The 25612-nt window shown below is 44.0% G+C and carries 28 protein-coding genes; all 28 read left to right on the top strand.

Annotated elements, in window-relative coordinates:
* Positions 1–9 precede the first annotated feature (9 nt).
* On the top strand, positions 10–417 hold the full coding sequence (locus ACFQZG_RS10505) for a hypothetical protein (RefSeq protein ID WP_378152139.1): 408 nt from the start codon (positions 10–12) through the stop codon (positions 415–417).
* A 367-nt stretch (positions 418–784) separates the two neighbouring features.
* A complete protein-coding gene (locus ACFQZG_RS10500; protein WP_378152137.1) occupies positions 785–1171 on the top strand; it encodes a hypothetical protein in 387 nt (128 codons plus the stop codon).
* 47 nt (positions 1172–1218) lie between these two features.
* Positions 1219–1611 carry a hypothetical protein gene (locus ACFQZG_RS10495; protein WP_378152135.1) on the top strand — a complete coding sequence of 131 codons (393 nt, stop codon included), beginning with the start codon at positions 1219–1221 and terminating at the stop codon, positions 1609–1611.
* 19 nt (positions 1612–1630) lie between these two features.
* Positions 1631–1858, top strand: coding sequence for an Imm74 family immunity protein (locus ACFQZG_RS10490; RefSeq protein ID WP_378152133.1), 228 nt, complete (start codon positions 1631–1633; stop codon positions 1856–1858).
* Positions 1859–1910: 52 nt separating this feature from the next.
* Positions 1911–2117: a hypothetical protein gene (locus tag ACFQZG_RS10485; protein ID WP_378152131.1), complete on the top strand. Its 207-nt coding sequence runs from the start codon at positions 1911–1913 to the stop codon at positions 2115–2117.
* Positions 2118–2151: 34 nt separating this feature from the next.
* Positions 2152–2559 (top strand): hypothetical protein, encoded by a 408-nt coding sequence (locus ACFQZG_RS10480; protein ID WP_378152129.1) that lies wholly within the window; start codon positions 2152–2154, stop codon positions 2557–2559.
* Between the two features lie 493 nt (positions 2560–3052).
* Positions 3053–4330, top strand: a complete 1278-nt coding sequence (locus ACFQZG_RS10475; RefSeq protein WP_378152127.1) for a hypothetical protein — start codon at positions 3053–3055, stop codon at positions 4328–4330.
* Positions 4320–4658, top strand: a complete 339-nt coding sequence (locus ACFQZG_RS10470; RefSeq protein WP_378152125.1) for a hypothetical protein — start codon at positions 4320–4322, stop codon at positions 4656–4658. The genes ACFQZG_RS10475 and ACFQZG_RS10470 overlap by 11 nt, the downstream gene beginning before the upstream one ends.
* A gap of 575 nt (positions 4659–5233) precedes the next feature.
* Positions 5234–6385: a copper amine oxidase N-terminal domain-containing protein gene (locus ACFQZG_RS10465; RefSeq protein ID WP_378152123.1), complete on the top strand. Its 1152-nt coding sequence runs from the start codon at positions 5234–5236 to the stop codon at positions 6383–6385.
* A 21-nt stretch (positions 6386–6406) separates the two neighbouring features.
* A complete protein-coding gene (locus tag ACFQZG_RS10460; RefSeq protein ID WP_378152121.1) occupies positions 6407–6622 on the top strand; it encodes a hypothetical protein in 216 nt (71 codons plus the stop codon).
* A 179-nt stretch (positions 6623–6801) separates the two neighbouring features.
* Complete coding sequence (locus ACFQZG_RS10455) at positions 6802–7941, top strand: copper amine oxidase N-terminal domain-containing protein (RefSeq protein WP_378152120.1); 1140 nt, start codon at positions 6802–6804, stop codon at positions 7939–7941.
* Positions 7942–9168: 1227 nt separating this feature from the next.
* Entirely contained in the window at positions 9169–14016 is a 4848-nt protein-coding gene (locus ACFQZG_RS10450; RefSeq protein ID WP_378152118.1) for a glycine rich domain-containing protein, read from the top strand.
* A gap of 206 nt (positions 14017–14222) precedes the next feature.
* Complete coding sequence (locus ACFQZG_RS10445) at positions 14223–14969, top strand: S-layer homology domain-containing protein (protein WP_378152560.1); 747 nt, start codon at positions 14223–14225, stop codon at positions 14967–14969.
* A 24-nt stretch (positions 14970–14993) separates the two neighbouring features.
* Positions 14994–16265, top strand: a complete 1272-nt coding sequence (locus ACFQZG_RS10440; RefSeq protein ID WP_378152116.1) for a hypothetical protein — start codon at positions 14994–14996, stop codon at positions 16263–16265.
* A 17-nt stretch (positions 16266–16282) separates the two neighbouring features.
* Positions 16283–16633 carry a hypothetical protein gene (locus ACFQZG_RS10435; protein ID WP_378152115.1) on the top strand — a complete coding sequence of 117 codons (351 nt, stop codon included), beginning with the start codon at positions 16283–16285 and terminating at the stop codon, positions 16631–16633.
* Positions 16634–16847: 214 nt separating this feature from the next.
* Complete coding sequence (locus ACFQZG_RS10430; RefSeq protein ID WP_378152113.1) at positions 16848–17099, top strand: hypothetical protein; 252 nt, start codon at positions 16848–16850, stop codon at positions 17097–17099.
* Between the two features lie 500 nt (positions 17100–17599).
* Positions 17600–18463, top strand: coding sequence for a hypothetical protein (locus ACFQZG_RS10425; RefSeq protein ID WP_378152111.1), 864 nt, complete (start codon positions 17600–17602; stop codon positions 18461–18463).
* Positions 18464–18466: 3 nt separating this feature from the next.
* Positions 18467–18739 carry a hypothetical protein gene (locus tag ACFQZG_RS10420; protein ID WP_378152109.1) on the top strand — a complete coding sequence of 91 codons (273 nt, stop codon included), beginning with the start codon at positions 18467–18469 and terminating at the stop codon, positions 18737–18739.
* A 352-nt stretch (positions 18740–19091) separates the two neighbouring features.
* The gene (locus ACFQZG_RS10415) at positions 19092–19373 is read left to right on the top strand and encodes a hypothetical protein (RefSeq protein WP_378152107.1); all 282 of its coding nucleotides are present in this window, start codon (positions 19092–19094) and stop codon (positions 19371–19373) included.
* A gap of 272 nt (positions 19374–19645) precedes the next feature.
* The gene (locus ACFQZG_RS10410) at positions 19646–19858 is read left to right on the top strand and encodes a hypothetical protein (protein ID WP_378152105.1); all 213 of its coding nucleotides are present in this window, start codon (positions 19646–19648) and stop codon (positions 19856–19858) included.
* 100 nt (positions 19859–19958) lie between these two features.
* Complete coding sequence (locus tag ACFQZG_RS10405) at positions 19959–20486, top strand: hypothetical protein (protein ID WP_378152103.1); 528 nt, start codon at positions 19959–19961, stop codon at positions 20484–20486.
* A 121-nt stretch (positions 20487–20607) separates the two neighbouring features.
* The gene (locus tag ACFQZG_RS10400) at positions 20608–20970 is read left to right on the top strand and encodes a hypothetical protein (RefSeq protein ID WP_378152100.1); all 363 of its coding nucleotides are present in this window, start codon (positions 20608–20610) and stop codon (positions 20968–20970) included.
* A 504-nt stretch (positions 20971–21474) separates the two neighbouring features.
* Complete coding sequence (locus ACFQZG_RS10395; RefSeq protein WP_378152098.1) at positions 21475–21981, top strand: hypothetical protein; 507 nt, start codon at positions 21475–21477, stop codon at positions 21979–21981.
* Between the two features lie 117 nt (positions 21982–22098).
* A complete protein-coding gene (locus tag ACFQZG_RS10390) occupies positions 22099–22383 on the top strand; it encodes a hypothetical protein (RefSeq protein ID WP_378152096.1) in 285 nt (94 codons plus the stop codon).
* 64 nt (positions 22384–22447) lie between these two features.
* Entirely contained in the window at positions 22448–22735 is a 288-nt protein-coding gene (locus ACFQZG_RS10385; protein ID WP_378152094.1) for a hypothetical protein, read from the top strand.
* 538 nt (positions 22736–23273) lie between these two features.
* A complete protein-coding gene (locus ACFQZG_RS10380; protein WP_378152092.1) occupies positions 23274–23492 on the top strand; it encodes an NUDIX hydrolase in 219 nt (72 codons plus the stop codon).
* A gap of 144 nt (positions 23493–23636) precedes the next feature.
* Complete coding sequence (locus ACFQZG_RS10375; protein ID WP_378152090.1) at positions 23637–25187, top strand: S-layer homology domain-containing protein; 1551 nt, start codon at positions 23637–23639, stop codon at positions 25185–25187.
* Positions 25162–25473 carry a hypothetical protein gene (locus tag ACFQZG_RS10370; protein WP_378152088.1) on the top strand — a complete coding sequence of 104 codons (312 nt, stop codon included), beginning with the start codon at positions 25162–25164 and terminating at the stop codon, positions 25471–25473. Before ACFQZG_RS10375 ends, ACFQZG_RS10370 begins: the two co-directional genes overlap by 26 nt.
* The last annotated feature ends 139 nt before the right edge of the window (positions 25474–25612 follow it).

Below are 25612 nucleotides of genomic sequence, written 5' to 3'. Positions count from 1 at the left end.
AAACATTGCATGCTAAAAAATCGAACAGGGGTTGTTGGTTTGAAAAATGGTTTGTATGCATTACACAACGGACAAGAATTTAAATTAGTGGAAATGTCAGATGGAGATTATGAATTAATATCCAATGACAGTAATGACATTTCTCTAGGATTCTCTTTCTATAAGGAAGATGTATATACTAAGAAGGTATTGAAATATGAATTAGATGAAGTATATATTATCGATACATTTGCTCTGTATTATGAAGTTAAGTTCAAAGTTGATAGTGAGAAAGACGGACACGTTTTACTCGGTACGAGCCAATCTCAAATGGCAGAAAACTTAGGTTTCGAGCGGACCGATAAATATTTATATGAAAAATGGGTTAATATCGCGGACGTTCAATTATTTGAGGAGAAGAAACTATACACAATTTAGTTAGTTAACTAGTTTGCTGAATGAATTTTCCATCTTAAACGTAGCATCCTTCTCATTATCCGCATAATACGTTCCTACATCATTAAAACAGGTCCATACGGCCGAGCATTGCCGTAATAGATCTGTTTTTTCATGTTAAGGACTACTAATTGAGCAAATAGAAACGATTGGAAGTCGAATGGAGATGTTGAGTGGACCTCGACTAGTATGCTGTTGGAAATTCTCATATAATGATGTTTACTGGTTCATTGTGGAAATTGAGTCAAGGATGTTGGTTAATGATTAGAAAAGGTGATTTTACGGTTAACTTTGGAATTTTTCATAATTGTAATGAAAAAAATAATTGAAGAAGGCGGTACAATAGCGGATGGTTGTAATTCGAAAAGGGCGTTATGCCCACTATAAGGGCAAAGAATATAGGGTTTATCCACATCAATATGGTGGCTATAGTCTAGTTTCATGTGACGAAGCAGACTTAGAATTAGGGTTTATTGAAGAAGACCCATCGACTTATACAAAACATGTTAACGAAGGAGAACTTGATGGCCTACACAAGATAGCGTCTTATGCAGAATATAACGGAGAAAAGTTTGATGTCAGCATTCATATTCAAGATGGTAAGGTTAACTTAGGAACATCGAATGCCGCCATTGCAGAATCACTGAATTTTCAAAGGACAGATAAGTATTTCTATGAAAAGTGGGTTTCATTAGATGAAGTGAGACTGATAGAAGAAATAGAAAAAGATACTTAGATTTTAAAGATGAACGTGAAAAGATAAAGCGAGTAGGGGGAAATACTGTGTTAAGAACACTTGGGAAATTCGCAATCTACAATGAGGAAGAATATATTTTTCTGGCACGTTCAGATGACTCATTTGCACTAATCTCATTTGATTCAAAGGATTTAGAAAAGGGATTTAACAAAACCGGAGATACCAATGAAACAAGATATATTAAGGACGTCCAACTTGAAGAGTTATCATTTGTATATCACAAATTTACAGAGGTAACCTATCAAGGAGACGTGTTTATCGGGTCAATAATCGAGAACAATACAATAATGCTTTACACCAGAGACGTCCTATTAGGTAAAAAACATAATATGATCATGAGGGATAAAGACGAATATTATCTTTATGTACACCTTATGGAGATCGATGAGATAAATCAGAAATGGAAACCGTATCGATAAAATAAGAGGCGGTGAATATATGGTGAAGATAACAGGGACACGTTCGTATATTATTGTTGAAATTAATGGGAAAACCGTAAAAATTCCAGGTGAAATGATTGTGGGAGGATTTGTCGCATACAAAAACGCAATAATAGAATGGGAAGAGCCATTCCGCGAGCCTATAGATGAACAAACGAGGGCAGCGTTGATTAGCGAAGTCGTAAATAAGACAAAAGATTCAAGTATGGTAATAGAATTTTTGTAATCAATTCAAAGTTGATGTACTAAGAAGTCGAATATTTCAAAAGGGGATTCTCATGAATAGAATATTTACAGGCAACGGGATTGAGATTGTTATTAGAGATGATAAGTATTTTTTGATTTATGATGCCGGTGAAATTAGCGATCGGATTGAAGAGATCCAAATTACTGAACAGGAAGTGGAACTTGCAAAACAGAGTTCCATGAACGCCTATCAAATTGTTATAAAATACCAAAATGAAGTTAATTTCGGGAGGAAGTAATAGATAATTAAGTATGTGAAAGGGAGATGATTTGTTGCTAAGAACTTTAGGAAAGACGGCAATTTATGAAGACAAAGAATATGAATTTATTGACCTTGATGACGGTACATTCGCATTAATTTCAAATTCAATTGATGATATGAAATTAGGTTTCGAGCAAGTAAATAAGTCTAATAGCCGATTTTTGAAAAAGGTCCGGCTCGAAGAGTTGGCATTCGTATTTCACAAATATACGGAAGTAACTTATCAAGGCGATTTATTCATAGCATCCGTTATCGAGAATAATACTATAATGCTCTATACAAGAGACGTGCCTTTGGGGAAAAAGCATAACATGAACATTAGAGATAAAGACGAATATTATCTCTATGTCGAGTTAAAAGATATCGATGAAATCAATCAGAAATGGAAGCCGCTTACTCAATATAATAAAAAAGAATAATTCGTCCTACAACAGTTAAACAGGTCTATTACGGTTGCACTTTGCCGTAATGGATCTGTTTTTTCATTTCTACTAGTAACCGAAATTGATCGCATTTTCTTGCTAACAGATTAACGAGATTGATGGAAGATCTTTAATTACTGTTGCCGCTAGAAGGTAACGTCTAGTTGCAGATCTGGTCTATTACGGACTTCATTCGCCGTGATAGCCCTCTTTTTGCTACGATCTCCCTTACCACAAATCTTGATCATTGTCCAAATCATTTTGAGGCGAAAAACTCACATTTCGAAGCCTATGAATTGACACTTTAGAGCAATAGTGACGTTTCGCGGTCGAATACCGACCTTTCGCGGATGATGCCTAGGATACTATCGAAAAATCTATTAATATGGGCATAAATGGTTCATCGAGGCCGATTGTCGATACGCTTATTTAAATTGTGTTATGTGGTGGATTGATGGACATACATGCATGGAAAGGGGAGGTTACCGACTTGTCGCAGATTAGAATCGACGTGAACGGCGTGCAGACCGAACACCGAAGCTTTAAGAGCGCTTATCGTAAGATCAAGGACGAGGAACAGCAACTATCTACGACGCGGCAACGGATCGACGGACGCATCTCAGCGCGAAGAAGCTTAGACTCGCGGTTGAGCCGAGCGGGTTCGAGACTAATGAGGGTAGAAAATCAGCTCGAAGCGTTGTATGATTTTATCGAACATGGATTGCAGTCTTACATACAAGCGGACGACAAAGCCAAGGAGCATCCCTTCGAGAACAAGAAGAAAAAGTCGATCTGGGACAAGATCGGCGACGGCCTACAGGCAGCGGCGCATGGCGTAACCGGGTTCATGGAAGGCACCGCGGAGGCGGTGATCGGTACCGTCGAAGGACTATGGACGATGGTTACCCATCCGATCGAGACGGTGCAGGGGCTCGTCTATGTCGTGAAGCATCCGCTGCAGACGGCGCAAGGGATATGGAAGGCGGTGTCCGATTCCTGGACGAACGAAGTCGTGAACGGAGACGCGGACAGCCGCGGCAGATGGTTCGGCCGGATGATCGGCGAAGTCGCGCTATCGGTCGTCGGGACCAAGGGCGTCGACAAGGTCGCGAAGCTGGCGAAAGGAACGAGGCTCGTCAGAGAGGGCCGGGGCGTGCGGATCGTTCGCGTGGACGGGCCGGAGAGAGTTCAGGGACAGCCGGATTCTCCAGATCTGCCGAAGCCGGATGGGGATACACAGTCTAGAATATCGACAGAAGTGCATGTGCCCCCAAACCGGAATAGAGAGGGGGAGGGGACGGGAAATGTTATTGATGGACTTGAGGTTATTGACGGCAAGGTATTAGGTAAAATTCCACTAGATGAATTTACAAGAATTAGAATAGAATCAATTGCTAATCCAAATGCAGATTCAATTGTATTGGGTAAATATACTCCCACATTTCAGAATGATGTAGCAAATTGGACAATTCCTGGGCCTGACTCATATGTTTCAAGAGCGGGCGGTGAATCAAGCTACTTCTCATTAGGAAGCGATTGGGATAAAATCAAAAAAACTTATGAATTAATGGACAAAGATATGTTCAAATTATTTAATGTCCCTGCACTTGATGATGCTGTTTTAAGTGGAAAGACTATTAAGTTTTCTCATGATCCTTCTCTCGAAATATATGAAGGAAGTGCATTAGCTGATGAATGGATTTATTTGCAAATGAAATTTGGATTTTCAAGACTAAATCAAATAGGAGGTTTTTGGATTGCAAAATAACGCGGAAAATATTGAAGATTTTATAATAACTGAGCTTAATAATCGTTTTATTGGAAAAGTGGAAAACTTCGTAGTGTCAGGAAGTACTGACACTCCTTATACCATGACGAGTATAGTTTTTAGAATGTATAAGTATTTCCATGTCAGGTTTAACTACGATAGAGGAAGATTTGGTTGCGCGATAATTAATGGTGAGTATGGAATTAGTATTGAATCAAGCGAAAAATGGTATGAAGAAGCGGACTTCGATAAGTATTTCAAAGACCTGCAAGAACAAATTGAACTAAGAATTCCAGATAAATTTCTGGAGTATCATGGTTGGAAATAGCTCTTAAGGTCTTGATGATGTGGTGCAACTAAGGGAGATTTAGCGAAAATTCCAATTCGTTGCTATATAGGGGATGTGCTCTGAGGAAAAGCATAGCAATCATGAGAGATAAAGACGAATATTATCTCTATGTCGATTTAAGAGATATTGATGAAATGAATCAGAAATGGAAACCGCTAATTCAATATAGTAAAAAGCACAATACGTTCCAATAACAGTAAACAGGTCCATTACGGTTATCTTTACCGTAGTGGATCTGTTTTTTCATGATTGCTAGTAACCGGAATTGATCGTATTTTCTTGTTAACAGATTAACGAGATTGAAGTACTTACTATCACAAATCTAGATCAATGTCCACATTATTTCGAGGTCGAAAACTCACATTTCGAGGCTTGTTAGGAACCAAGATGGAGCACTAATAGCAATTGGAGGTCGAAAACCGACGTTTCGCGGACTTAGTCTAGGATACTGTCGGAAACTCACTTATAATGGAGATATTTGGTGCATTGTGGAAATCTCTAGATTCTTGAATTCTGTGATCTCTAGTTCACATAACTGAGGAGAAGATAATCCAATGATCAAGCAGCCGATGGTATCCATCTTAGCAGCAACAGTGCTACTCAGTAGCGTATTTACGAGTCCCGTGTCCGCAAAACCTGGAAAGGATCTAAAGATCATTCCGGTAATCGTAAACGGACAAAAAGTTCGCTTCCCCGATACCGAGCCTTATATTAATACGGATGGCCGCACAATGGTCCCGGTACGATTCGTCAGTGAGAAACTTGGTGCGAAAGTAGATTGGGAACCGGATACCGAGACAGCCGTCATTCGGTATGGCGAGAAGGAGATACACATGCCCGTTGGCTCCACTATGGTAGAAGTCAACGGAGAATCCGTCGAATTGGACACGGCAGCCGAGAAATATGATGGCCGCACGATGGTTCCTCTACGATTCGTCAGCGAAGTAATGGCATCCAAAGTTGAATGGGATGAAGATGCTCATGCAGTTAAAGTAACAGATACAGCGTATCAAGCGAAGATTGACGCTGGCGAAGTAACCCTAGACCCTTGGGGGCGCGAGTATAGTAAGAAGCAAGATGAGTATTGGATGAGGTTAACTGATCTTGAGAGCACGAAGTTCTATAGCTTCTACAAGAATAGTCCAAGCAGGGCTTTCCTTGAGCCAAGGTATTATGATGATGTTGTTGTTAGACTTCATAGCGATAGCATGGCTCAGAAGATTCGTAATTATTATGAAGCTCAGCTAAATATTGATTATAGGACTGTCGATGCGGAACAATTTGCTAAAAAGTTTATTGAAAACTCTTATATGATCGATGACCTTTTTAGAGTTGGTCAACAGAAGGCTCTGATCAAAGACTACGTTGCATGGGTGAAGAAGAATAAAGTAATAGCCAAAGGCTATGCAGATCCGGAACTGTCTACATTGTATAGATCTGGGGATCTCATGTGGGTACCTACCCGGTTTAAGTTTATGATAATCTCTGCAGAGGATACCTCACAGACATTCTTTGATAATTACAATGTATCTGAAGTAGCTGATTCATTCAAACTTAAGAAAGGCATTTGGTACGATGGCTACTCAGAAGTGAGCATGACTTCAAATGTCGCTAACCAGGCTTGGGGAAGGTACTACGGAATTCGCCATGGTGAAAATATGTTCTATAAAAACTCATATTTTTACAACATTACAACTAATCAATAAGTTATTGAAGGTGGCTTCATTGTGAAGAGATGGTCAATGTGTGTTTTAGTATTGCTCTTATATGTTACCGGAATTCCAAACTTGCAAGTCCGCCATGCTCAGGCAGCAAATAATCCAAACGATCAATATACATACCGAACGGGCGCATGGGTTGAGGATGGAAAAGTAGTCTTTGTTGCGCGTAACAAAAAAGCAACCGCCAATATTCGCTATGGTACTAAAGCATTCTTTATATGAAAAGATATGACAGAGATGTAGGAACCAATAAGCTAGTGGATCCGAACTCCCCCTATACCATGCTAAGTAACTAATAGACTAGTACATTTATTTCCTCTTAACTTACTTTGTATTTCGTTGTTAATCATTAGGGAGGACATAAATAGTCACATACTAATGGCTGAGGAGAAGATTAAAGAATGATTAAGAACTCTATGGCATTTATCTTAGCTATAACTGTACTACTCTGTGGCGATTTCACTACTTCAGTATCCGCAAAACCCGGTAAAGATCTTCGCATTATTCCGGTAATCGTTAACGGACAAAAAGTTCGTTTCCCCGATACCGAGCCTTATATAAACACGGATGGCCGCACAATGGTCCCGGTACGATTCGTCAGCGAGAAGCTTGGTGCGAAAGTGGACTGGGAGCCAGCGACTGAAACTGCCGTCATTCGGTATGGCGAGAAGGAGATAAAAATGCCCGTTGGCTCGACTACTGTAGCAGTCAACGGAGAATCCGTCGAACTGGATACTGCTGCCGAGAAGTTTGAAGGGCGCACGATGGTCCCGTTGCGATTTGTAAGCGAAGTTATGGAATCTAAGGTCGATTGGGACGAAGGAGCTCATGCGGTTAAAGTTACCGATGCTAAATACCAAGCGAAAGTGGATGCCGGCGAGGTGAAGCTCGACCCTTGGGGACGTGAGTATAGTAAGAAGCAAGATGAATATTGGATGAGGCTAACTGATCTTGAGACTACAGGATTTTACAACGTCCATTATAAATCTAGTAATAGAAAGTTTTTTGAAACGAGGTTGTATGATGATCTTGGAAAGACGTATGTCGACGAGTGGGCGACTCACATTCGAGATTATTATGCAGCTCAACTTAATGTTGATTATCGGACAATAGACGCAGAGAAGTTCGCTAAGACTTTAATTGCAAATATGCGAGGCATGAGCACTTATGATAGGCAGGGGTTTTACGAGTGGTTCTTATATTATGTCGAATGGGTCAAAAAAAATAAAATTATTGCAAAAGGCTACGCAGACCCGGAAAATTCGCAAGTAATGGGCGGTTCAAGCGAAACTGCAGAAATGAGAGTTTACTTTAAATTTATGATTATCTCTGGTGAAGATACTTCTCAAACCTTCTTGGACAACTGGCAAGTATCCAGAACTTCAGACTCATTTAAGTTAAAGAAGGGCGTATGGTATGGAGGATATGCATCCGTTGTTCTGAATACAAACATAATTAATGCGAGATTTTCTGGGTTTGCAGTGGATCATTATGAAAATATGTTTGGAAAGATGTCGTACCAGTATAAAGTGTTGAATTAATACGCGAACATTGTTCGCGCAAGGGGTAATTCAATGTCACATTTCAGAATTATACTGCTAGTTTTATTGATATTTATCATAGGTATACCGTCTGGTCTGAATGTAAAATCATATGCTGTACCTGCACCAACCGAAAAGAAGGATTATGCAACAGGTGCTTGGTTTGAGGATAAACAACTTATATTTGTAACACCCAATAAGAAGGCAAGTTCAAGTATTCGTTATGGAACGAAAGCATTCATTATTAGACTGGATCAAACATGTACGGATAAGAATGCAGCAGTGCAGGATCCGCTTGGGGCTGAGTGTAGACCGACTTTAGGAACTTCAGAAAATGATTATGTGCGAATTGATCTCTATAATAGTTCAGGTACTTATAATAGAGATATGTGGGATGTTGATGATATAGCGGAGTGCGAGTACCTCAGCGATAATAGTACAAAGGCAGCATATAGAGGTATAGAACCAGAGACACTTCTTAAATGGGGTGCCTGTGATGAGTCTGTTGTGGTCACTAAATTTATAACTAAGGAAAAATCTTTTACGAATAAACTAGTTGATCATCCAAACGAGAAGTTTCAGAACATTCAAGATGGAGCTACCGTTTACTTAAACTCAATTTTTTTGGTTAAAAGCGGAAATGAGATCTATCTAACACCTGAATATGAAACATTGGATAAGATCAGGGATGCGAAACCATGGGCGAATAAGTCCTATTTTCGGCGATACTATGACGTTTCGCTAGAATATAAAGGGTCATTCCCTGTTTACGTACAGTATTTAAACCAATCAACGAGATCCTCCATTAAAGCTCAAGTACAGATAAAAAGTACATACGGTCCTAAAGAAAAAGACGGCTATGAACTAGGGATGTGGCCGGCATGGAACTACGATGCATCGAAAACGAAAGATGGCAATGGTATTTTGCTCGATGAAAAGATTACTGGGACTGACGGCAATACCTATTATTTAACATGTTCTTATATTACAAGATATGAGGATCCTAAGACAAAAACTTGTAACGATACCGGAAATGAGCCTCACTGGGTCAGGGGAGTTGAGTTAAAAGAGCGTAAACCTGCCGTCTATGTAGGCGGTACCTATGTAATCGCTTTGTATACGGACAAACCCGACTGCAAATGCTTCACCAGCGCTACAATCCCCAACAAAGAGAAGATCGAAGGCGAGATTCCCGCGGATAACACCGTCATCGGACAGAAGGTTACGATGCAGGTAGATCTGCAGCAGACGGATCAGAAGGATATCGCGGACTGGGAGAAGTGGGTCGCCGACAAGACGGATTTCAAAATTCGGATCAAAACGTATCGATCCGATCAGACTGATGCCGGACTGGATAATACCGGGGCGAAAGCGATATGGACCAAAGGTAGTGCGCTGGAACCTGCGCCGGATGCAAACCCCAATCTAGAGAACGCGGTTACGAAGAATCAACTGTTAGCTTACTTGAAAGGCGGAGCGACGAGCAAAGTTCTGTTTCATGACGATCTTACGAACTATGCGATTCCCGAAGGCGGCAAGGTGAGCTTCAAGTACAATGCAGACGTGAGCATTATCGCTAAGGATAAGTCAGGTAATATCATGGAAAAGAAATGCGGACGTTCCGATTCCATCGAAATGACCTGGTTCCGCCCTATGAAAGAGAAGGAGAACATAGGAACCTACTTCAGCGTGCCGAAGTATTTCTCGGAGATCAAAGAAGGTTCACCGCAGCTATCCGGCACCGGTTCGAACGAAACGTTCGACGCCATGTCCGGAACGCCTACGACGAGGAGTCTGTACTTCGCTTCCGGCGGTTCGGAGTTTATCGTGGACATCGAGACGGAATACGTGCCGAAGGTTACGCAAACCCGGACGTATACCTCTGAGTATAACGCGGTCGTTAACGGATGGGCGATGAGTCCGATTACCGGCGGCGTAGGTCATGATAGCGTCCCGTCTCGACCGTCGGCGAGGACGAAAGTCGACGCATCCGGAGCATCGTACACGGAAGTCGTCTCGCAGAAGTCATCGAAGCACGTCACGAAAGCGGCAGTCCCTTGCAGCGGTACTCCCTGCACGGGGGGATCCCCGGAAGAGTCGCATACCGACTACTGGTGGGTTCAGGAAGGATACGACTCCCACACGGTCGGAGGCTACGTCGACACTTGGACGCAGACGGTAACCTTCGATTATATGCGAATCAACAAAGCCGTCGTATGGAAGCTCGATCGCTCCAAAGTTAACGGCATGGCGACGCTCGTGGGGACGAACGAAGTAACCGCAACGGTCACGCAAGGCGATCCGAATGTGTTCTATAACTTCGCTCAATCCAACACGAGCGCCGCTGGCCGGCTCCGCTATTCCCTGGAGACGAATCAGCACGATCATGTCTATTGGAACGAAGGCAATTCGGACAACTCGTTATCGAACTCGAAGATCGGTCCGGTCAACGAGCAGCAGAAATTCGACGAACGCAGAGCGATGACGACGAACGTGACGGCGATATCCGATTTTCTAATCTTACAGACGTCTCAAGGCGATCAGTCCGTCATGTACTTCCAGAAAGCATCGAATACGGCGAAGGTGACGGAGCAGTTGGACGTGCCCACGACGGACTTCGATACGATGTGGACGAACAATCCGCAGTCTGCGGCGAAGTGGGATCCTAAGGATACGATTCGCGTCGGATCGTACAACGGCAACTTCGGCTCTCCGACCTACAAGTATTCGGGCGGATCAACGGGAACCGTATCGACGATCTTCGATTCGATGCCGGCCGGACTGAACCGACCCGCTCGTCCGGCTCCGTTCATGAGAGTAATGACGACGGGATTGGATGTTCCCAACGCACTGCCGAACGGGGAGTACGTGACGGGTTCATCTTCGGTCTTCTATCGGCTGATGTTCAGTCCTTACAATCCGTTGAGTCGGCCTGTTACGTACAATACCGGATCCAATAGCAAGTATGGGCTGCAAGGTCAGGAATTCGCGTCGGCATACTCGAGCATCCATCAGAAAGTCAACGACGTCGTCATCCATAATCCGGTCTCGGTAGAGGACGCCTTGGTGATATCGCTGCCGAGCGCCTTGGATCAGCGGACACCGGCTTCTAGAGCGCTCGGCGGCAACAAGCAGGAAGGAATCGCGGAGTACGAGCGCGTACTTGATCCCGATTACCGGCAGAACATCATCCCGAATCCGGATGCGGAGATTGTCAACGCCGACGGTACGGTGGCCGGGTGGAATACGTGGGTATCTTCGGGAAGCGCGTCTAACCTAACGTTTACTCACCGATCGGGCGATACGTGGGTAATCGGACCCGGAGCCAAGACGTTCGAAGTGCGTTCGGCTGCCTCTAGCGGCACGACGGGCGGGTATTGGCAAGACATTCCCGTTAAGCCGAACACGCAATACCGATTCGAAGGAGATATCAGCTGTCACCGATGCGTCGGTTACTTCTTGCTCGACTTCTATTCCGCCGGATGGTCTTCGCACTTAGGTTCGGTTGGATCCGGGGATCCGAGTAACAACGCCGGAATTCAGCATAAGACGATCACCTTCACGACGCCGGCGAATACGTCGTACGTGCGAATTCATCTCAAGAAGGGCAATAATGTCTCGACTTCTAACGCTTACGACTATTTATTCGTCGATAATCTCTCATTGAAAAATATGAGCGTGCAGGAATTCGTAGCGGTTGCGCCTGTATCCGTCACGCAAGAGGTTCCGAATCCCGACTATATCCCTTCATCGACCGGGGCGTCTCTCTCGTTCGATTATACCGGAAGCGAGCAGACCTTCACGGCGACGACTAACGGTACCTATACCATTGAAGCTTGGGGGGCGCGGGGCGGTATCGGCGGAGACTCGACGGTGCCGAATCGAGGAGGTTACGCCAAGGGCTCTATCTCGCTTAATGCCGGCGATACGCTGAAGCTGTACGTCGGAGGCAAAGGCGGGGATCGTACCGGCGGAATCGACGGCTGCGATTGTTACAATTCCAATGGAGGATTCAATGGCGGAGGCTCCGGAGTAGGAACGGCTGGGCCGGGAGGCGGAGGCGCGTCCGACGTCAGAGACTCTACGGGCGGGACCTCGAGCAGAATGCTGGTAGCCGGGGGAGGCAGCGGGGCGAGGAGCGCCAGCTACCCGAGCTGGGGCGGTACGGATCAGTCGACGAGCACGCTCTTCCAAGGCCAGAACGGCGATACAGGGAGACACTCCAGTTCGTATCCGAACGACGAGGGCGGAGGCGGAGGCGGATACTATGGAGGAATGGTTATCCACGGCGATGATCCGGGAGCGTCTTATGGCGGGACATCGTATGTATCCGGGACCTTATCGGGCGCACAGACGATCCCGGGGAATCAATCTATGCCGGCGCCTGCCGGCGGAACGCAGACCGGCCAGGACGGAGACGGCGCGATCCGTATAACGGTTCCTCCGCAAGCTGCGGTAGGGAGTCCGACTCGCATCATCACGACGCTAGCCGGCGGTTCCGATACGTCGCCTCCGTCCGAGGCGTATATTCTGATTCCCAAGCAGACGAATCCCGCCACGCCGGCGGGAGGATACTCTCCGGGCAACTTCGTACTGCTAGATCATGGCTTCCAACTCTACTACCCGAATACCGGCGACTTCTACGGCAACGGACAATGGGGATGGGCGCAGACGACGAGCCTTAGAGGCAAGGGTTTCATCGATAACATGGACACCACGGAGTGGACCAAAGAGAAGTACGTAAAGTTCGACTTCAATGTCATCTACAACAATGTCTTATACTTGGCTAACGAGTGGATACCTCTCAACGTTGCGCAGACGGCGTTCGACTTCTATGTACCGCTTGCGAACAGGGAAAAAGTAAGCGCGATGGTAGAGTGGAAGAGCATTGCGATCAACGCGGTATCCGAAGATAGCGATATGCCGACCAATAGGGTTCGCTACGGCAATTATGCGGCCAATCATAGTACGTTGAAGAAGTATCAGGTCGACGTCGTAGGGCGTATCGGGAACATGATCATCGAGGACACGGGCGACTTCAGGTTCTCCAACTTGTTCAAGCAGCCTCTCACGCCGACCGAGTGGCTTGTGCCGAACGTCGTTAGACGGGTGAACCCGAACGTACAGAACAAGATCATGGGAGACTTCTTCACGATTCGCGGCGACGCCGTTACCGCAGGAACGAACTACTTGAATACATGGGGAATGCTGGGACACTTGGAGCAAGATCCGATTCGGTTCCCGCTCGTACCGTCGAAGAATAATATCCCGGCTCTTCAGAATCAACCACTGCGTTTAGGTTATGAAGTGCTTACCGACATTCAGACGATGGGCAACTACTACGGAAACCTGCAAGTCATTCCCTACTACTACCATCTTAATCTGAAGAACGGCTCGATTACCCCAGTGGACCTGTACATGAAGTCCGACGGGGGTTATAAGCTCATTAACAAGAACGGCGGGGTTTTCCCAGGTTGGAATCCGGCATCCGTGTACGCGAATTCCGTAAGTCTGAACTGGGGCGAACAGGCCAGACGCCGCAACGTGACTTCCGATGAGAGCGGACAGACTTCCAGAATTGCCGCGTTGTTCGCGGAATCCGGAGGGGATAGCGCGACAGGCAAGGCGGCCGAACCGTTCGGCAGCTATCCGTATGGCACATCTCAACTGTTGCAACTGACGGGAAGGAATCGGACGTACATCGGCAGGGACGAGACTTACGGCACGGACAGAAATCCGGGCAATAAACTGTCCATGCTCGAATACGCGATGCAAGCGCAAAGATGGCATTATTCGTACGTAATGCCGTCTTCGACCGTGGCCGTTCGATCGGGACAGCCCGCCACGAAAGCCAATATCGACGCGCTTCGGACGAACACGGGAGTAATCGTATTGGCTGCGGACATTAAGGCCGTAGGGGATACGTATACGCTTCAGTACGACAACGGAGGAAACGGTACGGTAAGCATTGCCGGCACGTCCTGGTCGTTGGCCGGTATTCCGCATCCGGTCGTTGCCGTCTATTCGGCATCGAAGTCTTCCGCGGACGATCTGGATATTTCCGGGACTCATTAGCAGCAAGGATAACATCGAGGGAAGCCGATTGCGCTTCCCTCTGTGTTTTTCAACCGAAGGGGAGGATGCAGATGTTGGTTGGATTGTCACGAATATCGATCGTTAGCGTTCTCTTAGTAGCTCACTTAAGCTTAGGAACTAGCGTCCAAGCCGCAGAGCCGTCCCGAGAAGGTCCTTCCGGTTGGGCGAAGAACGACGTGGCCTACATGATTAAGCAAGGGTTAGTGCCGGAGGACCTTCAGCAAGGATACAAGTCCAATATTACCCGGGCCGAATTTACGAAGATCGCGGGGCTCGTACTCTCGGCGATCGTCGGGAAAGCCGCAGACGAGAAGCTTCCGATCGTACTGACCGAACAGCGGTTCACGGATACGTTCGAAGAGCATGTATACAAGGCATACAACTTCGGCATCGTGAACGGCGTGTCGGATTCGTTGTTCGAGCCGGATCGCCCCATCGTACGCAAAGAAGCCGTCGTCATGATGGCGAACATACTCACGACTTTAAAGGTTAACGGCTTAGCAACGGACAAAGCCCCATACACGGATTATGCCGCCATACCTTCGTGGGCGAAGAGTTCCGCCAATCTGACTTATCATGCCAAGATTTTCACGGGAAGCAATGCCGGCATGGAACCCGATAAGCCCTATACGCGCGAGCAATCTATCGTCACGATGAGGAGACTATTGAATTATGCGAAAGACATCAAAGGGATCTCGTATAGAGGCAAGGTGCATATCGCGTTCGAGAAGATCGACGATGTAAGGGTAGGGAAAAATTACGTCAAGCTTGGATCCCCTAAGCGGGAAGCGGATTTCTTATCCATGTGGAATTCCATTGCAAGCAACTTCCCGAATATTGATCTTCCGGTCGAAGGTTCGCAATCGGTGACGAGCGGCGAATATCGGATTCAAACGCGCGGCGAAGATTATTTGATCCAAGTGAGTTGGTAAGGGGAGAAGAGGAGGTTATCCGGCATGTCGCAGATTAGAATCGACGTGAACGGCGTACAGACCGAATACCGGAGCTTCAAGAGCGCGTATCGTAAGATTAAGGACGAGGCACATCAACTGTCGTCGTCGCGAACGCGAATCGACGGCCGTATCGCAGCGAGAAGAAGCATAGACTCGCGGTTGAGCCGAGCGGGTTCGAGACTGATGAGGGTAGAAAATCAGCTCGAAGCGTTGTATGATTTTATCGAACATGGATTGCAATCTTACATACAAGCGGACGACAAAGCCAAGGAACATCCCTTCGAGAAAAAGAAGAAAAAGTCGATCTGGGACAAAATCGGCGACGGCTTGCAGGCAGCGGCGCATGGCGTAACCGGGTTCATGGAAGGCACCGCTGAAGCGGTGATCGGTACCGTCGAAGGACTATGGACGATGGTAACCCACCCGATCGAGACGGTGCAGGGACTCGTCTATGTCGTGAAGCATCCGCTGCAGACGGCGCAAGGGATATGGAAAGCGTTGTCCGATTCTTGGACGAACGAAGTCGTGAACGGAGACGCGGATAGCCGCGGCAGATGGTTCGGCCGGATGATCGGCGAAGTCGCGCTATCGGTCGTCGGGACCAAGGGCGTCGATAAGGTCGCGAAGCTGGCGAAAGGAACCAAAATCGTTCAGGAGGCCGGGGGTGTAAAGATTGTACGCGTGGACGCGCAGGAGAGAGTGCTGGGACAGTCGGAACCTCCTAATATGTCTCCGAAGCAGAAAGGGGATACACTGCCTAGAATATCGACAGAAGTGTATTTGCCTCCAAAACTGAAAATAGATGGTGATGGGCCTGTAAAAGATAGATTACCTGACAACCTGTTAGGAAAGAATGATGCTGATCCGTTTAGGGAAATTTATGGTCCAGGTCGTCTCTCTCATCCCGAAGAATGGAATAGTATTATTAAGCGAGCTCAAGAAGCAGGAGTTGAAGTAAGAATCCTGGATCGTGATATTATGGCATATGCACCTAGAGGAAGTAATCCAGGGCAATTGAACATATATGAAGATGCTTCAATAAGTGCGCTAAGACATGAATATCAACATTTCCTAGATGATAAGGCAAGAGGCTATCCCAAATTGGATGTTACTTATGAGTTCAAAAATAGAATTATTATGGAGCTCAGAGCGTACATGGTTGAAATTAAAGAGGCTGATCGAATAGGTAACAAGGCTCTTGTTGAGCAACTGTGGAATAACTATAGAGCAGAACGGCAGTATCTGATAAATACCTTTGGGCCTGTAAATGAATAATGGAGAGGTGATAAGAAATGAAGCCTTTAAGTTTATCGAAGGAAATAAGAGAAGGAAAATTAAACGATCTTGAACTTATCCAGTGTCTAAATATTCATCATAATCAGGTCTTAGTCAGTGCTATGAGTCAGATTGTCAGCAGAAAACTCTGTAACGAAGAGATTATTTCTAAACTTTCTTACATCAGTAAATTCAGGGACCCGAACGTAAATAAACTCTTTGGGATTGACACTATAGGGCACTACAGTATAGCGGCACTTATGGTTATTGGTACTCCCGAATCGATAAGCAAGTATGGAGAATTAATGGCTAATCTTGATGATTGGGATAAAGAGATTGTAGAAAGAATTGCAGAAGGCATGAGTTAGTTATGACCAGTGGTGGGTTGGATAACGAAGCCAAGCATATTCAATTTTTCATGCCTGAGCGAAGATTTATCCGAATGGGTAAATCATCCAAATTGAGTGGCGAGATGCGTTAATATTTGAATCCAAGTTTGAAGGAATATTAAAACGTATTATAGAACGGCACATGATCCAACTGAAAAACAGGTAGAATTTGGAGGCCATAGGAGGAGTATAAATGGCGTCTTTTGTACTTTTACTTAAAGAATTTGAAGATGACGAAAAGGTTGTTTACAGATTCGGACCGAATGAAGATTTAATGGGGAAAATTGAATTAAATAAAGAGAAAGAGACAATTCAAGAAATCGAGCCAGTTCTGGATGCTAATAATGAATCGAAATTTTACTTCGATAGAGCAGCACAAAAATTAGCTAGGTGTTTATACAATGAGGGGGGACAGTTTCCTGCAGTCACTACTTTCGAATCATAGTAACGATTTCTAATATTATTTATCCTCTCTGCGGTAAACAAATTATGTTTCAAGGAAATCTGACTTCATATAGAAATTCATATGAAGATATAGATTATATTAGCATGACGGCTAGGGGTACGTTTTTCAATCAAAGAGGAGGTCGCAGCTGATGTATGGAACATCAGCTTTTTGATAATTATCGTGATTTTCTCTTTCGTTCTTTTCTCCTTAGCCGGCGTCCATGCCGCAGAGCCGTCCCGAGAAGTTCTTTCCGGTTGGGCGAAGAACGACGTGGCCTACATGATCAAGCATGGGTTAGTGCCGGAGGAGCTTCAGCAAGGATACAAGTCCAATATTACCCGGGCCGAGTTTACGTAGATCGTGGGGCTCGCACTCTCGGCGATCGTCGGGAAAACCGCAGATGAGAAGCTTCCGATCGTACTGACCGAACAGCGGAGAAGAAGAAAAAGTCGTTCTGGGATAAAATCGGCGACGGCTTACAGGCGGCGGCGGACGACGTGACCGGGTTTATGGAAGGCACCGCGGAAGCGGTGATCGGTACCGTCGAAGGGTTATGGACGATGGTAACCCATCCGATCGAAACGGTGCAAAGGCTCGTCTATGTTGTGAAGCATCCGCTGCAGACGGTGCAAGGGATATGGAAAGCGGTGTCCGATTCTTGGACGAACGAAGTCGTGAACGGAGACGCGGACAGCCGCGGCAGATGGTTCGGACGGATGATCGGCGAAGTCGCGCTATCGGTCGTCGGGACCAAGGGCGTCGACAAGGTCGCGAAGCTGGCCAAAGGAACGAGTATCGTTCAGGAGGCCGGGGGCTTAAGGATTGTACGCGTGGACGCACCGGATAAAGTGCATGCTCAGCTGGATCCTCCTATGCGGCTGAAGCAGGAAGGGGATTCACTGCCTAGATTATCGCCATTAGAATATTTGCCTCCAATACTGAAAAATGATGCTGAGGGTGCGGGAAATGCTCTAAATCGAATAGATAGCGGTTCGGGGCACATCCCAATGGACGCAAATAAGTTCAATGCGATGAAAAATGCTTTTGAAAAGCAAGGTGGTCTCATAGTAAAGGAAGAAGAAGCACTTCCGCTATTGAATTATCATGGTGTTGAAGCATCAACTTTAGATGCAACAACAATAGCATTTAGATCGAATCCTTCAACTTCTGCGGTATTTGAAGAATTTATACACGCAACTCAGTATAGAACTGGGAGAGCGAACGGCACTAATATTATCGAAATGGAGATTGAGGCTAAGGAAAAGTTGATTAATTTCAGAAAAGCGTATGGTATCCCGAATTCTGAGACTAGAGATACAATTCAGCAACTTAGAGAATATAGACAAATATTGGAGAAATAAAAGGTGGTGAAACATATGTTTTCTATAAATGTTGAGTTTTCGATGTATGTAGGGAGTGCCAATGTTGTAGTAATAACTGGAAAATATTCAGGCGTACTTACAGGCGATTTACTAGTAGACTCAAATGATATTACAAGGGAATTTGTGATAAATAATGTGGTGCATATGGGATATAAAAATCCTCAAATGAATAAAAATACTATCTCCTTAAATCTTAAACCAAACGGATACAATGCAGAAGAATTAGTGGGTAAATGCTTGATAAGTCTCGATTGACTTTCCAAGAGCTATCATCATTTAACTATTTGTAATCTTCGCGAGCACGTTACCATTCAATATCCATAGTATCATCGCGAGTAATTGGTCCTCGTATGGATTACAATTCCATTTGGGGCTTTTTTATTTTCAGAACTCTAAGTACTAAGGCTGGGCCAAGCTCCAGGGGAAATATTAGAAATCAAAAGATGCATTTCAGTATACGAGGTAGAGGTGTCAGCCGGACACATCCCATTACCTACCGCATCGCGGCCGCCCTTCGGGCTTAAGGTTGTAAGACGTCGTGAATACATGAACGCTCTGTGCAATTCATACAAGGACATAAAGATTACTTAATAAAGGGGGATAATAAATGAACTATCGAGACTATAAACGAATTAAACTAGGGCAATATCAAAGTGTCGGAATGTTTTCTGAATATTATGCTTATGAGGTGCTTACGGGCTTTGCAGATGTTCCGGAGTATTATCAAATTACTAAAGATGAGTTTGAATCTTTTGAACTGTGGCAGAATAGCGAATCCTTTGTAGTTGGTAAGATTAAAAATCGAAAATGTATTTGTAGTGCATATAAAGATCATGCAGACATCAAGATGGAAGATTTTTTATCAGAGGAAGAACTATTAAAAGCTTAATGGGTAAAGTTATTCCTTTTGGACAAGACAAAAAAGAATAATAGAGACTTTTTGTAAAGCAGGATATCTTTAGAGGTCTTCGTTCGGCGCTACTATAATGGAAGAAATATAATATCACGCATCGGGTATTCACCCCTCGGTCCGACACCGGCTAATTGCATCGTGTCCGGACTCTGGCGGGTCCTTAAGTCGGTGGGACGTATAACGTTTCATTATGCCCGTTTCCTGGACGAAGAGAGTCGATACATAGTAAGCTCGGAGGGAGATATCACATGGATGCTAATAAAATAGATGAAGTTCTTGATGATGGAAAAGCGGAGATGGATAATGTAGATAGAGCAGCGGAGGATTATCTAGAATATGGGGCCACAGACAGGCGTTGTTTGCGTTGTGGAACAAAGCTCATTCTTGATGATCACGGCTCCGGATATATAATTAAATGTGAAACAACTGATTGTTTATATGTTACATTTAGAGGCATTTAGACGGTTAAAAGGTTGTTGATTGCATCTGAATCGTTAATAATTCGTTGATGCTGAGTTTTGGCGGAATTAGTGACACTATGTAGGAGGCATCAGCTTAAATATGGATACTAAAAAACATATTTATATATGGGTAACAAAAGCCGAACCATTTGAGGGTGCAAATTTTTTATTGGATGGAATAGCTTTTGATGGAGATTTTGGTTTTGGCGATAAAAATTCTAGGAGTTATTCTGGACAAATTATAATGATATCATTTGATGAGTCAGTGATTTCGAAAGGCGAAATTAGTACCATTCATATTTCACGAAAAGGGTTTAAGTGGGTACTAGAATCAAATCAAACGGTTGCTACGCCTTTTTTATTAACGAATAATCTTACTTTGAAAAAAAGCTATTCTGGCATGGTTAGTGCAAGATTAACTGATTTTTTCAAAATGGTATTTGAGAGAGCGGGTACGGGGGTTTACCCTGTCATTGCTTCGAATTTCCTAGGTATTCTTCATTATGATAACGCCTCATTATACTTACGAGCATATTCTGCAGAAGATCTAAAGATTAAAAATGAAAAGCTCTTTTTTAGCGAGTGGGATATGGAAATTGGAATCGTAGAGGGTTACTCAGAGAGTTAAATGTACAACTTGCTTTGTAACAAGAATTACTTTTTTAGATTCGGACCGAATGAGATTTTATGGGAAAAATTGTAATGAGTAAAGAGTATGCTGGACGTTGAAATTCTGGGGAGGTAAGTGCATGGACGATATACAACAGACAATTAATAAGATAAAAAAGAACGAAATATCAAAAAAAGAACTAATTGAATGTTTGGATGATTCTAATATATTAATTATAGCTAATGCGATTTTTCAAGTTGTAAAGTTGAAAATACATGATGAGATCACTTTGGATAAATTGGTTCATCTAGCTAAAGGAATTGAAGATAAGCCTAAGGTTCTAGGGCAATACAATAATGCCCACTTCGCCTTGGCAGCATTATTTTGGCTAGATACAGAGAAATCAGTGAAAAAATTTGACGAAATTGCAGGTCATATTGCAACAGAGAAGTGTATTATATTAACAAAACTTATTGAGGAAAGGCCGTATCTATATTTATAAAACAAACTTACCTTAAATGGCTAATGCCTTTCAAAGATGTCCGACTTATCTGTGTTCTCCGCAAATTCTGTTTACATGCCGTTTTGCCTACGGTGCAAAAACAATCTGGGCGGGGATGTCTAGATGAGAAGGATGGTATTTTCCTGATAATCTGACATTTGAACCTTTAAAAGTTGAACCTTGATTGGCATTTTGCCTCTCAAGGTTTTCTCTTTGGTGGGGGCTACCTAGGGTCGAACGAACCCACCATTCAAGCGATAACACCTATAATATCCATATCATTTAAAGGTCAAAAACTCTCATTTCGAGGTTTGTGAGGAGCATTAATTGAGTATTAGTAACGATTCGAAGTCGAATACCGACGTTTCGCGGATGTTGTCTTGGATACTGTTGGAAATTATCATATAATGGATGTAATTGATTCGAAGTGGAAAACTCTTGAACATTTCCCGGATACGAGGAATAGTACTTTAAAAATCTATTTCAATAAGCGAGGTGGCAAGTTTGGGCGCATTTTTGAATCATGCTGTAGATCGCATTTCAATAATAAAGTTTGAAGATGCGGGGAGTAAGTCCGAATCTCATCATATTTTGATAAGTGAGTATTTTAGAATAATTAACAACTTTCTAGATAAATTATCTGTTTCTGTTGAAAATTATCCTATTGTTCGTGTTGCTAGTGTACTTGGAAAAGTTACAGCTATAGATATTATTAAGGCTTGTCCTGCACTAAAAAATATTCAAAATGTGTACATTAAAGCAATATGCTACAGTTATTTAGAAGTATCAGCATTAGCAGATGAGGGAGTAGTAGAGGTAATAGAATATATGGACTTGTACGAACCAATGTTAAAGTTTCTGGAAAGAGGCGGTAGGTTTAGACTTATTCAAGGCGAATTGCTTGTTGAATTATCTGCATATCCTCTGAGCTATTGGCGTGGGCTAAAAATCGCAAAACAAGATATCAGTGATGATCATCTAGACATTATAGACCGAGATACAAATTATTGAAGAGACGGGTTACCACGCGGTTATCGTGAAGCCCATGGGTTACACTGACGGACAAAAGTTCTGCAGTGCTCTTATTGCTATATCCCCAAGACAACTTCTATGAAAGGTAGGGTATTAATGAATTATGAACAGATAATGCAGGTCGGCTTAACTTTAAATAATAATTTGGGTTCTATAATCATTGGAGCCAATCCCAAGATTTCGCTCAATACAATGAACAGACTTGACGTAGCTGATAAAGAGATAATGGTGAAAACATTTTCAGAAGAACTTAAGTTCAAAGTCAAGAAAGTAGATATTTCAACTTCGATTTCTGGCAGCATTAGTATCGGTATGATTATCTATGATTCAGATGACTTTATCAAAGTAAAAGCAGGAGATGAGGTATATAAGATCGTGTGAGTCTAATTTCTGTGTCTTCGATCTTTTCTCATGTATATAGTTCAAGATATCAGGAGTGATATGTTTGAAGTTATTCACGATTACTGGTTATTTCAAAGTCGAGAACATCGGCATCGTAATAGGTGGAGTAAATCCAGAATTTGATCATATGAGTCATAGGGAAATTAAAGCGTTAATCGGAACGTCGATCCTAGTGATTGATTCTGATAATAACAAACATATTTTCGATGTTGTATCTTCTCAAATATCTACTTCAATCGTAAATAAAAAGAATATAGGTATATGTGTTGGATTCCCTGATCGAATAGATTTCTTAGAAAAAGGCGGTATTGTATATCGTAGTTCATCTTAGAAAGTAGATTCATTGATATAGGTGACAAGCTTAATATCGCAGGTATTGATTACAGGATCATTAAGTTCTGACTACCTAAGTGAGAGGTCCTAAAATAGTATATGAAAGAGATGGCGCATGGGTTTACCCTGTAAATATTTTGTATTTCGTAGATATTTTCGAATATGATAACGTTTATTATTTCAAAACAGATTATTTTATTTGGAGGATATAGTATGGGTACAAATAAGCAAGTAACAAATGAGAATGAACGCAATTTATTATACAGGGCTGTCGAAGATTATATTGAAAACGGAAGTACAAAAATTGTATGCCCACGATGTGGAAAACAACTAAACTTTCAAGGGAGTTTGACTACATATAGGATAGCTTGTGAAGATAGAGATTGTATTAGCCTATCTGCTAGAGGGATATAGGTTTTATAATGAATCTAACTAACCTTGATTGGCTTATGCCTTCAAGGTTTTCTTTTAGTTACATTATCAACAAGATGGAGTTATGAAAAGAGTTATAATAGGGATATAGAGGAGGCAATATCTTGCAACTACTCAGAAGCATCACGGACCACGACGTCCAAGGCGGTCCGCCCGAATATATACGCAAGGTATCCCGTTATGCCGCCAGAGGCATTCTGCTCAATGAAGATAACCAAGTCGCGATGATGGAGATGTCCGCGCTCGGCCTGTTCAAGTTGCCTGGAGGCGGCTTAGAGGGAGCCGAGGAGAAGGAAGCGGCTTTCGTGCGCGAGATTCGCTAAGAGACGGGTTACGATGCGATTATGCAAGTGCAAAGATGGCATTATTCGTACGTATTGCCGTCTTCGACCGTGGCCGTTCGATCGGGACAGCCCGCCACGAAAGCCAATATCGACGCCCTTAGGACGAACACGGGAGTAATCGTATTGGCTGCGGACATTAAGGCCGTAGGGGATACGTATACGCTTCAGTACGACAACGGAGGAAACGGTACGGTAAGCATTTCCGGCACGTCCTGGTTCGTGCTCTCGGCGATCGTCGGGAAAGCCGCAGATGAGAAGCTGCCGATCGTACTGACCGAACAGCGGTTCACGGATACGTTCGAAGATCATGTATACAAAGCATACAACTTCGGCATCGTGAACGGCGTGTCGGATTCGTTGTTCGAGCCGGATCGGCCTATCGTACGCAAAGAAGCCGTCGTCATGATGGCGAACATACTCACGACTTTAAAGGTTAACGGCTTAACTACGGACAAAGCCCCATACACGGATTATGCCGCCATACCTTCGTGGGCGAAGAGTTCCGCCAATCTGACTTATCATGCCAAGATTTTCACGGGAAGCAATGCCGGCATGGAACCCGATAAGCCTTATACGCGCGAGCAATCTATCGTCACGATGAGAAGACTATTGAATTATGCGAAAGACATCAAAGGGATTTCATATAGAGGAAAGTCGATCTGGGACAAGATCGGCGACGGCTTACATGCGGCGGCGGACGGCGTGACCGGGTTTATGGAAGGCACCACGGAAGCGGTGATCGGTACCGTCGAAGGGCTATGGACGATGGTGACCCATCCAATCGAGACCGTGCAAGGGCTCGTCTATGTCGTGCAGCATCCGGTGCAGACGGCGCAAGGGATATGGAAGGCGGTGTCCGATTCCTGGACGAACGAAGTCGTGAACGGAGACGCGGACAGCCGCGGCAGATGGTTCGGCCGGATGATCGGCGAAGTCGCGCTAGCGGCCGTCGGCGCCAAGGGTGTCGACAAGGTCGCGAAGCTGGCCAAAGGGACTAGGATCGTTCAGGAGGCCGGGGGAGTAAGAATCATACGCGGGGACGCACCGGTGAAAGCGCATGCTCAGCCGGATTCTCCTAAGCTTCCTACGAAACCGGTAGGGGATACACTGCCTAGAATAACGCCAGAAGAGTACTTGCACCCAAAACTAAAAACAGTCGGTGCGGGTTCGGAGAATTATCGTCAAATCTCTTCAGGTGGATTAAGAAATGAAATGGAATTAACCAATGCACAAAGAAGTGAAATGGTTAATTATGCGAAAAGTTTAGGATTCTCTGAAGATAATATTGTATTCAGGGACGGTTGGAATACGGGGATGATGTATGATAGGCTTTATATAAATACAGATGTACTACCTGCTAAATCCCCCGGAATCGGAACTTTAAGTGCAAATAGTCGTGTTTCAGGTAAGGCGACTATCGCCCATGAAATTGTTGGACACTATGAGGCGTATATAAATGGAAAAGCATATATTCTTTATGATGTTGATCCTGCAACATTAGCAAGAAACTTTGCTTTAGATGAAGCTCAGGCTAGTATTAGGGCGGCTAGGTATGCTCCCGACTTAACTTCAACTGAAAGAATGACATTACTAAGGGATGCAATTACTAGATTGAAGAACGGTGGGCTTCGTATTCGAGACGTTAGGGATGAATTATTTATTCAAAGTAGATAATAAGGGAGCCATTCCATTGCAAAAAATTATGGAAGTTGAGGATGTGTTTGAATCCAAAGAATATGGGACGATTATAGTTGGACTTAATCCTACTCTCGACTCATTAGACAGGATTGGGGACAATGTTGTTGTTCGGACACCTGAATACAATGAATTAGATTTAAAAGTTGTTTCAGTTCAAGTATCTAATTCACCCACTGATAAAAAGATGGTAGGCATATGTCTTGGAAAATCAATAAATCCCAAAGATATACCCTTAGGGTCGGTAGTATATACTAATTCATAGTTTTCTATAATTCTTATCGTGAAAAAAGAACCTTGATTGGCTCAGCCTTTCAAGGTTTCCTTTTGGCTGCACTACCAACAAGATCGAGCTGGGGGGAGCTTTAGTATGGAACGGTTAGGAGGCAGCTCATGCAACTCCT

This window comes from Cohnella sp. GCM10027633 (assembly GCF_042675445.1).
Taxonomy (GTDB): domain Bacteria; phylum Bacillota; class Bacilli; order Paenibacillales; family Paenibacillaceae; genus Cohnella.
The sequence above is the reverse complement of the archived record's forward strand: the minus strand, read 5'-3'. Positions and strand labels throughout refer to the sequence as shown.

Bases quoted from the DNA above. Each gene is read 5' to 3' on its own strand.
- ACFQZG_RS10505 (WP_378152139.1), top strand. From the start codon at position 10: ATGCTAAAAAATCGAACAGGGGTTGTTGGTTTGAAAAATGGTTTGTAT.
- ACFQZG_RS10500 (WP_378152137.1), top strand. From the start codon at position 785: ATGGTTGTAATTCGAAAAGGGCGTTATGCCCACTATAAGGGCAAAGAA.
- ACFQZG_RS10490 (WP_378152133.1), top strand. From the start codon at position 1,631: ATGGTGAAGATAACAGGGACACGTTCGTATATTATTGTTGAAATTAAT.
- ACFQZG_RS10485 (WP_378152131.1), top strand. From the start codon at position 1,911: ATGAATAGAATATTTACAGGCAACGGGATTGAGATTGTTATTAGAGAT.
- ACFQZG_RS10465 (WP_378152123.1), top strand. From the start codon at position 5,234: ATGATCAAGCAGCCGATGGTATCCATCTTAGCAGCAACAGTGCTACTC.
- ACFQZG_RS10455 (WP_378152120.1), top strand. From the start codon at position 6,802: ATGATTAAGAACTCTATGGCATTTATCTTAGCTATAACTGTACTACTC.
- ACFQZG_RS10450 (WP_378152118.1), top strand. From the start codon at position 9,169: ATGCAGGTAGATCTGCAGCAGACGGATCAGAAGGATATCGCGGACTGG.
- ACFQZG_RS10445 (WP_378152560.1), top strand. From the start codon at position 14,223: ATGATTAAGCAAGGGTTAGTGCCGGAGGACCTTCAGCAAGGATACAAG.
- ACFQZG_RS10440 (WP_378152116.1), top strand. From the start codon at position 14,994: ATGTCGCAGATTAGAATCGACGTGAACGGCGTACAGACCGAATACCGG.
- ACFQZG_RS10435 (WP_378152115.1), top strand. From the start codon at position 16,283: ATGAAGCCTTTAAGTTTATCGAAGGAAATAAGAGAAGGAAAATTAAAC.
- ACFQZG_RS10430 (WP_378152113.1), top strand. From the start codon at position 16,848: ATGGCGTCTTTTGTACTTTTACTTAAAGAATTTGAAGATGACGAAAAG.
- ACFQZG_RS10415 (WP_378152107.1), top strand. From the start codon at position 19,092: ATGAACTATCGAGACTATAAACGAATTAAACTAGGGCAATATCAAAGT.
- ACFQZG_RS10410 (WP_378152105.1), top strand. From the start codon at position 19,646: ATGGATGCTAATAAAATAGATGAAGTTCTTGATGATGGAAAAGCGGAG.
- ACFQZG_RS10405 (WP_378152103.1), top strand. From the start codon at position 19,959: ATGGATACTAAAAAACATATTTATATATGGGTAACAAAAGCCGAACCA.
- ACFQZG_RS10400 (WP_378152100.1), top strand. From the start codon at position 20,608: ATGGACGATATACAACAGACAATTAATAAGATAAAAAAGAACGAAATA.
- ACFQZG_RS10390 (WP_378152096.1), top strand. From the start codon at position 22,099: ATGAATTATGAACAGATAATGCAGGTCGGCTTAACTTTAAATAATAAT.
- ACFQZG_RS10370 (WP_378152088.1), top strand. From the start codon at position 25,162: ATGAATTATTTATTCAAAGTAGATAATAAGGGAGCCATTCCATTGCAA.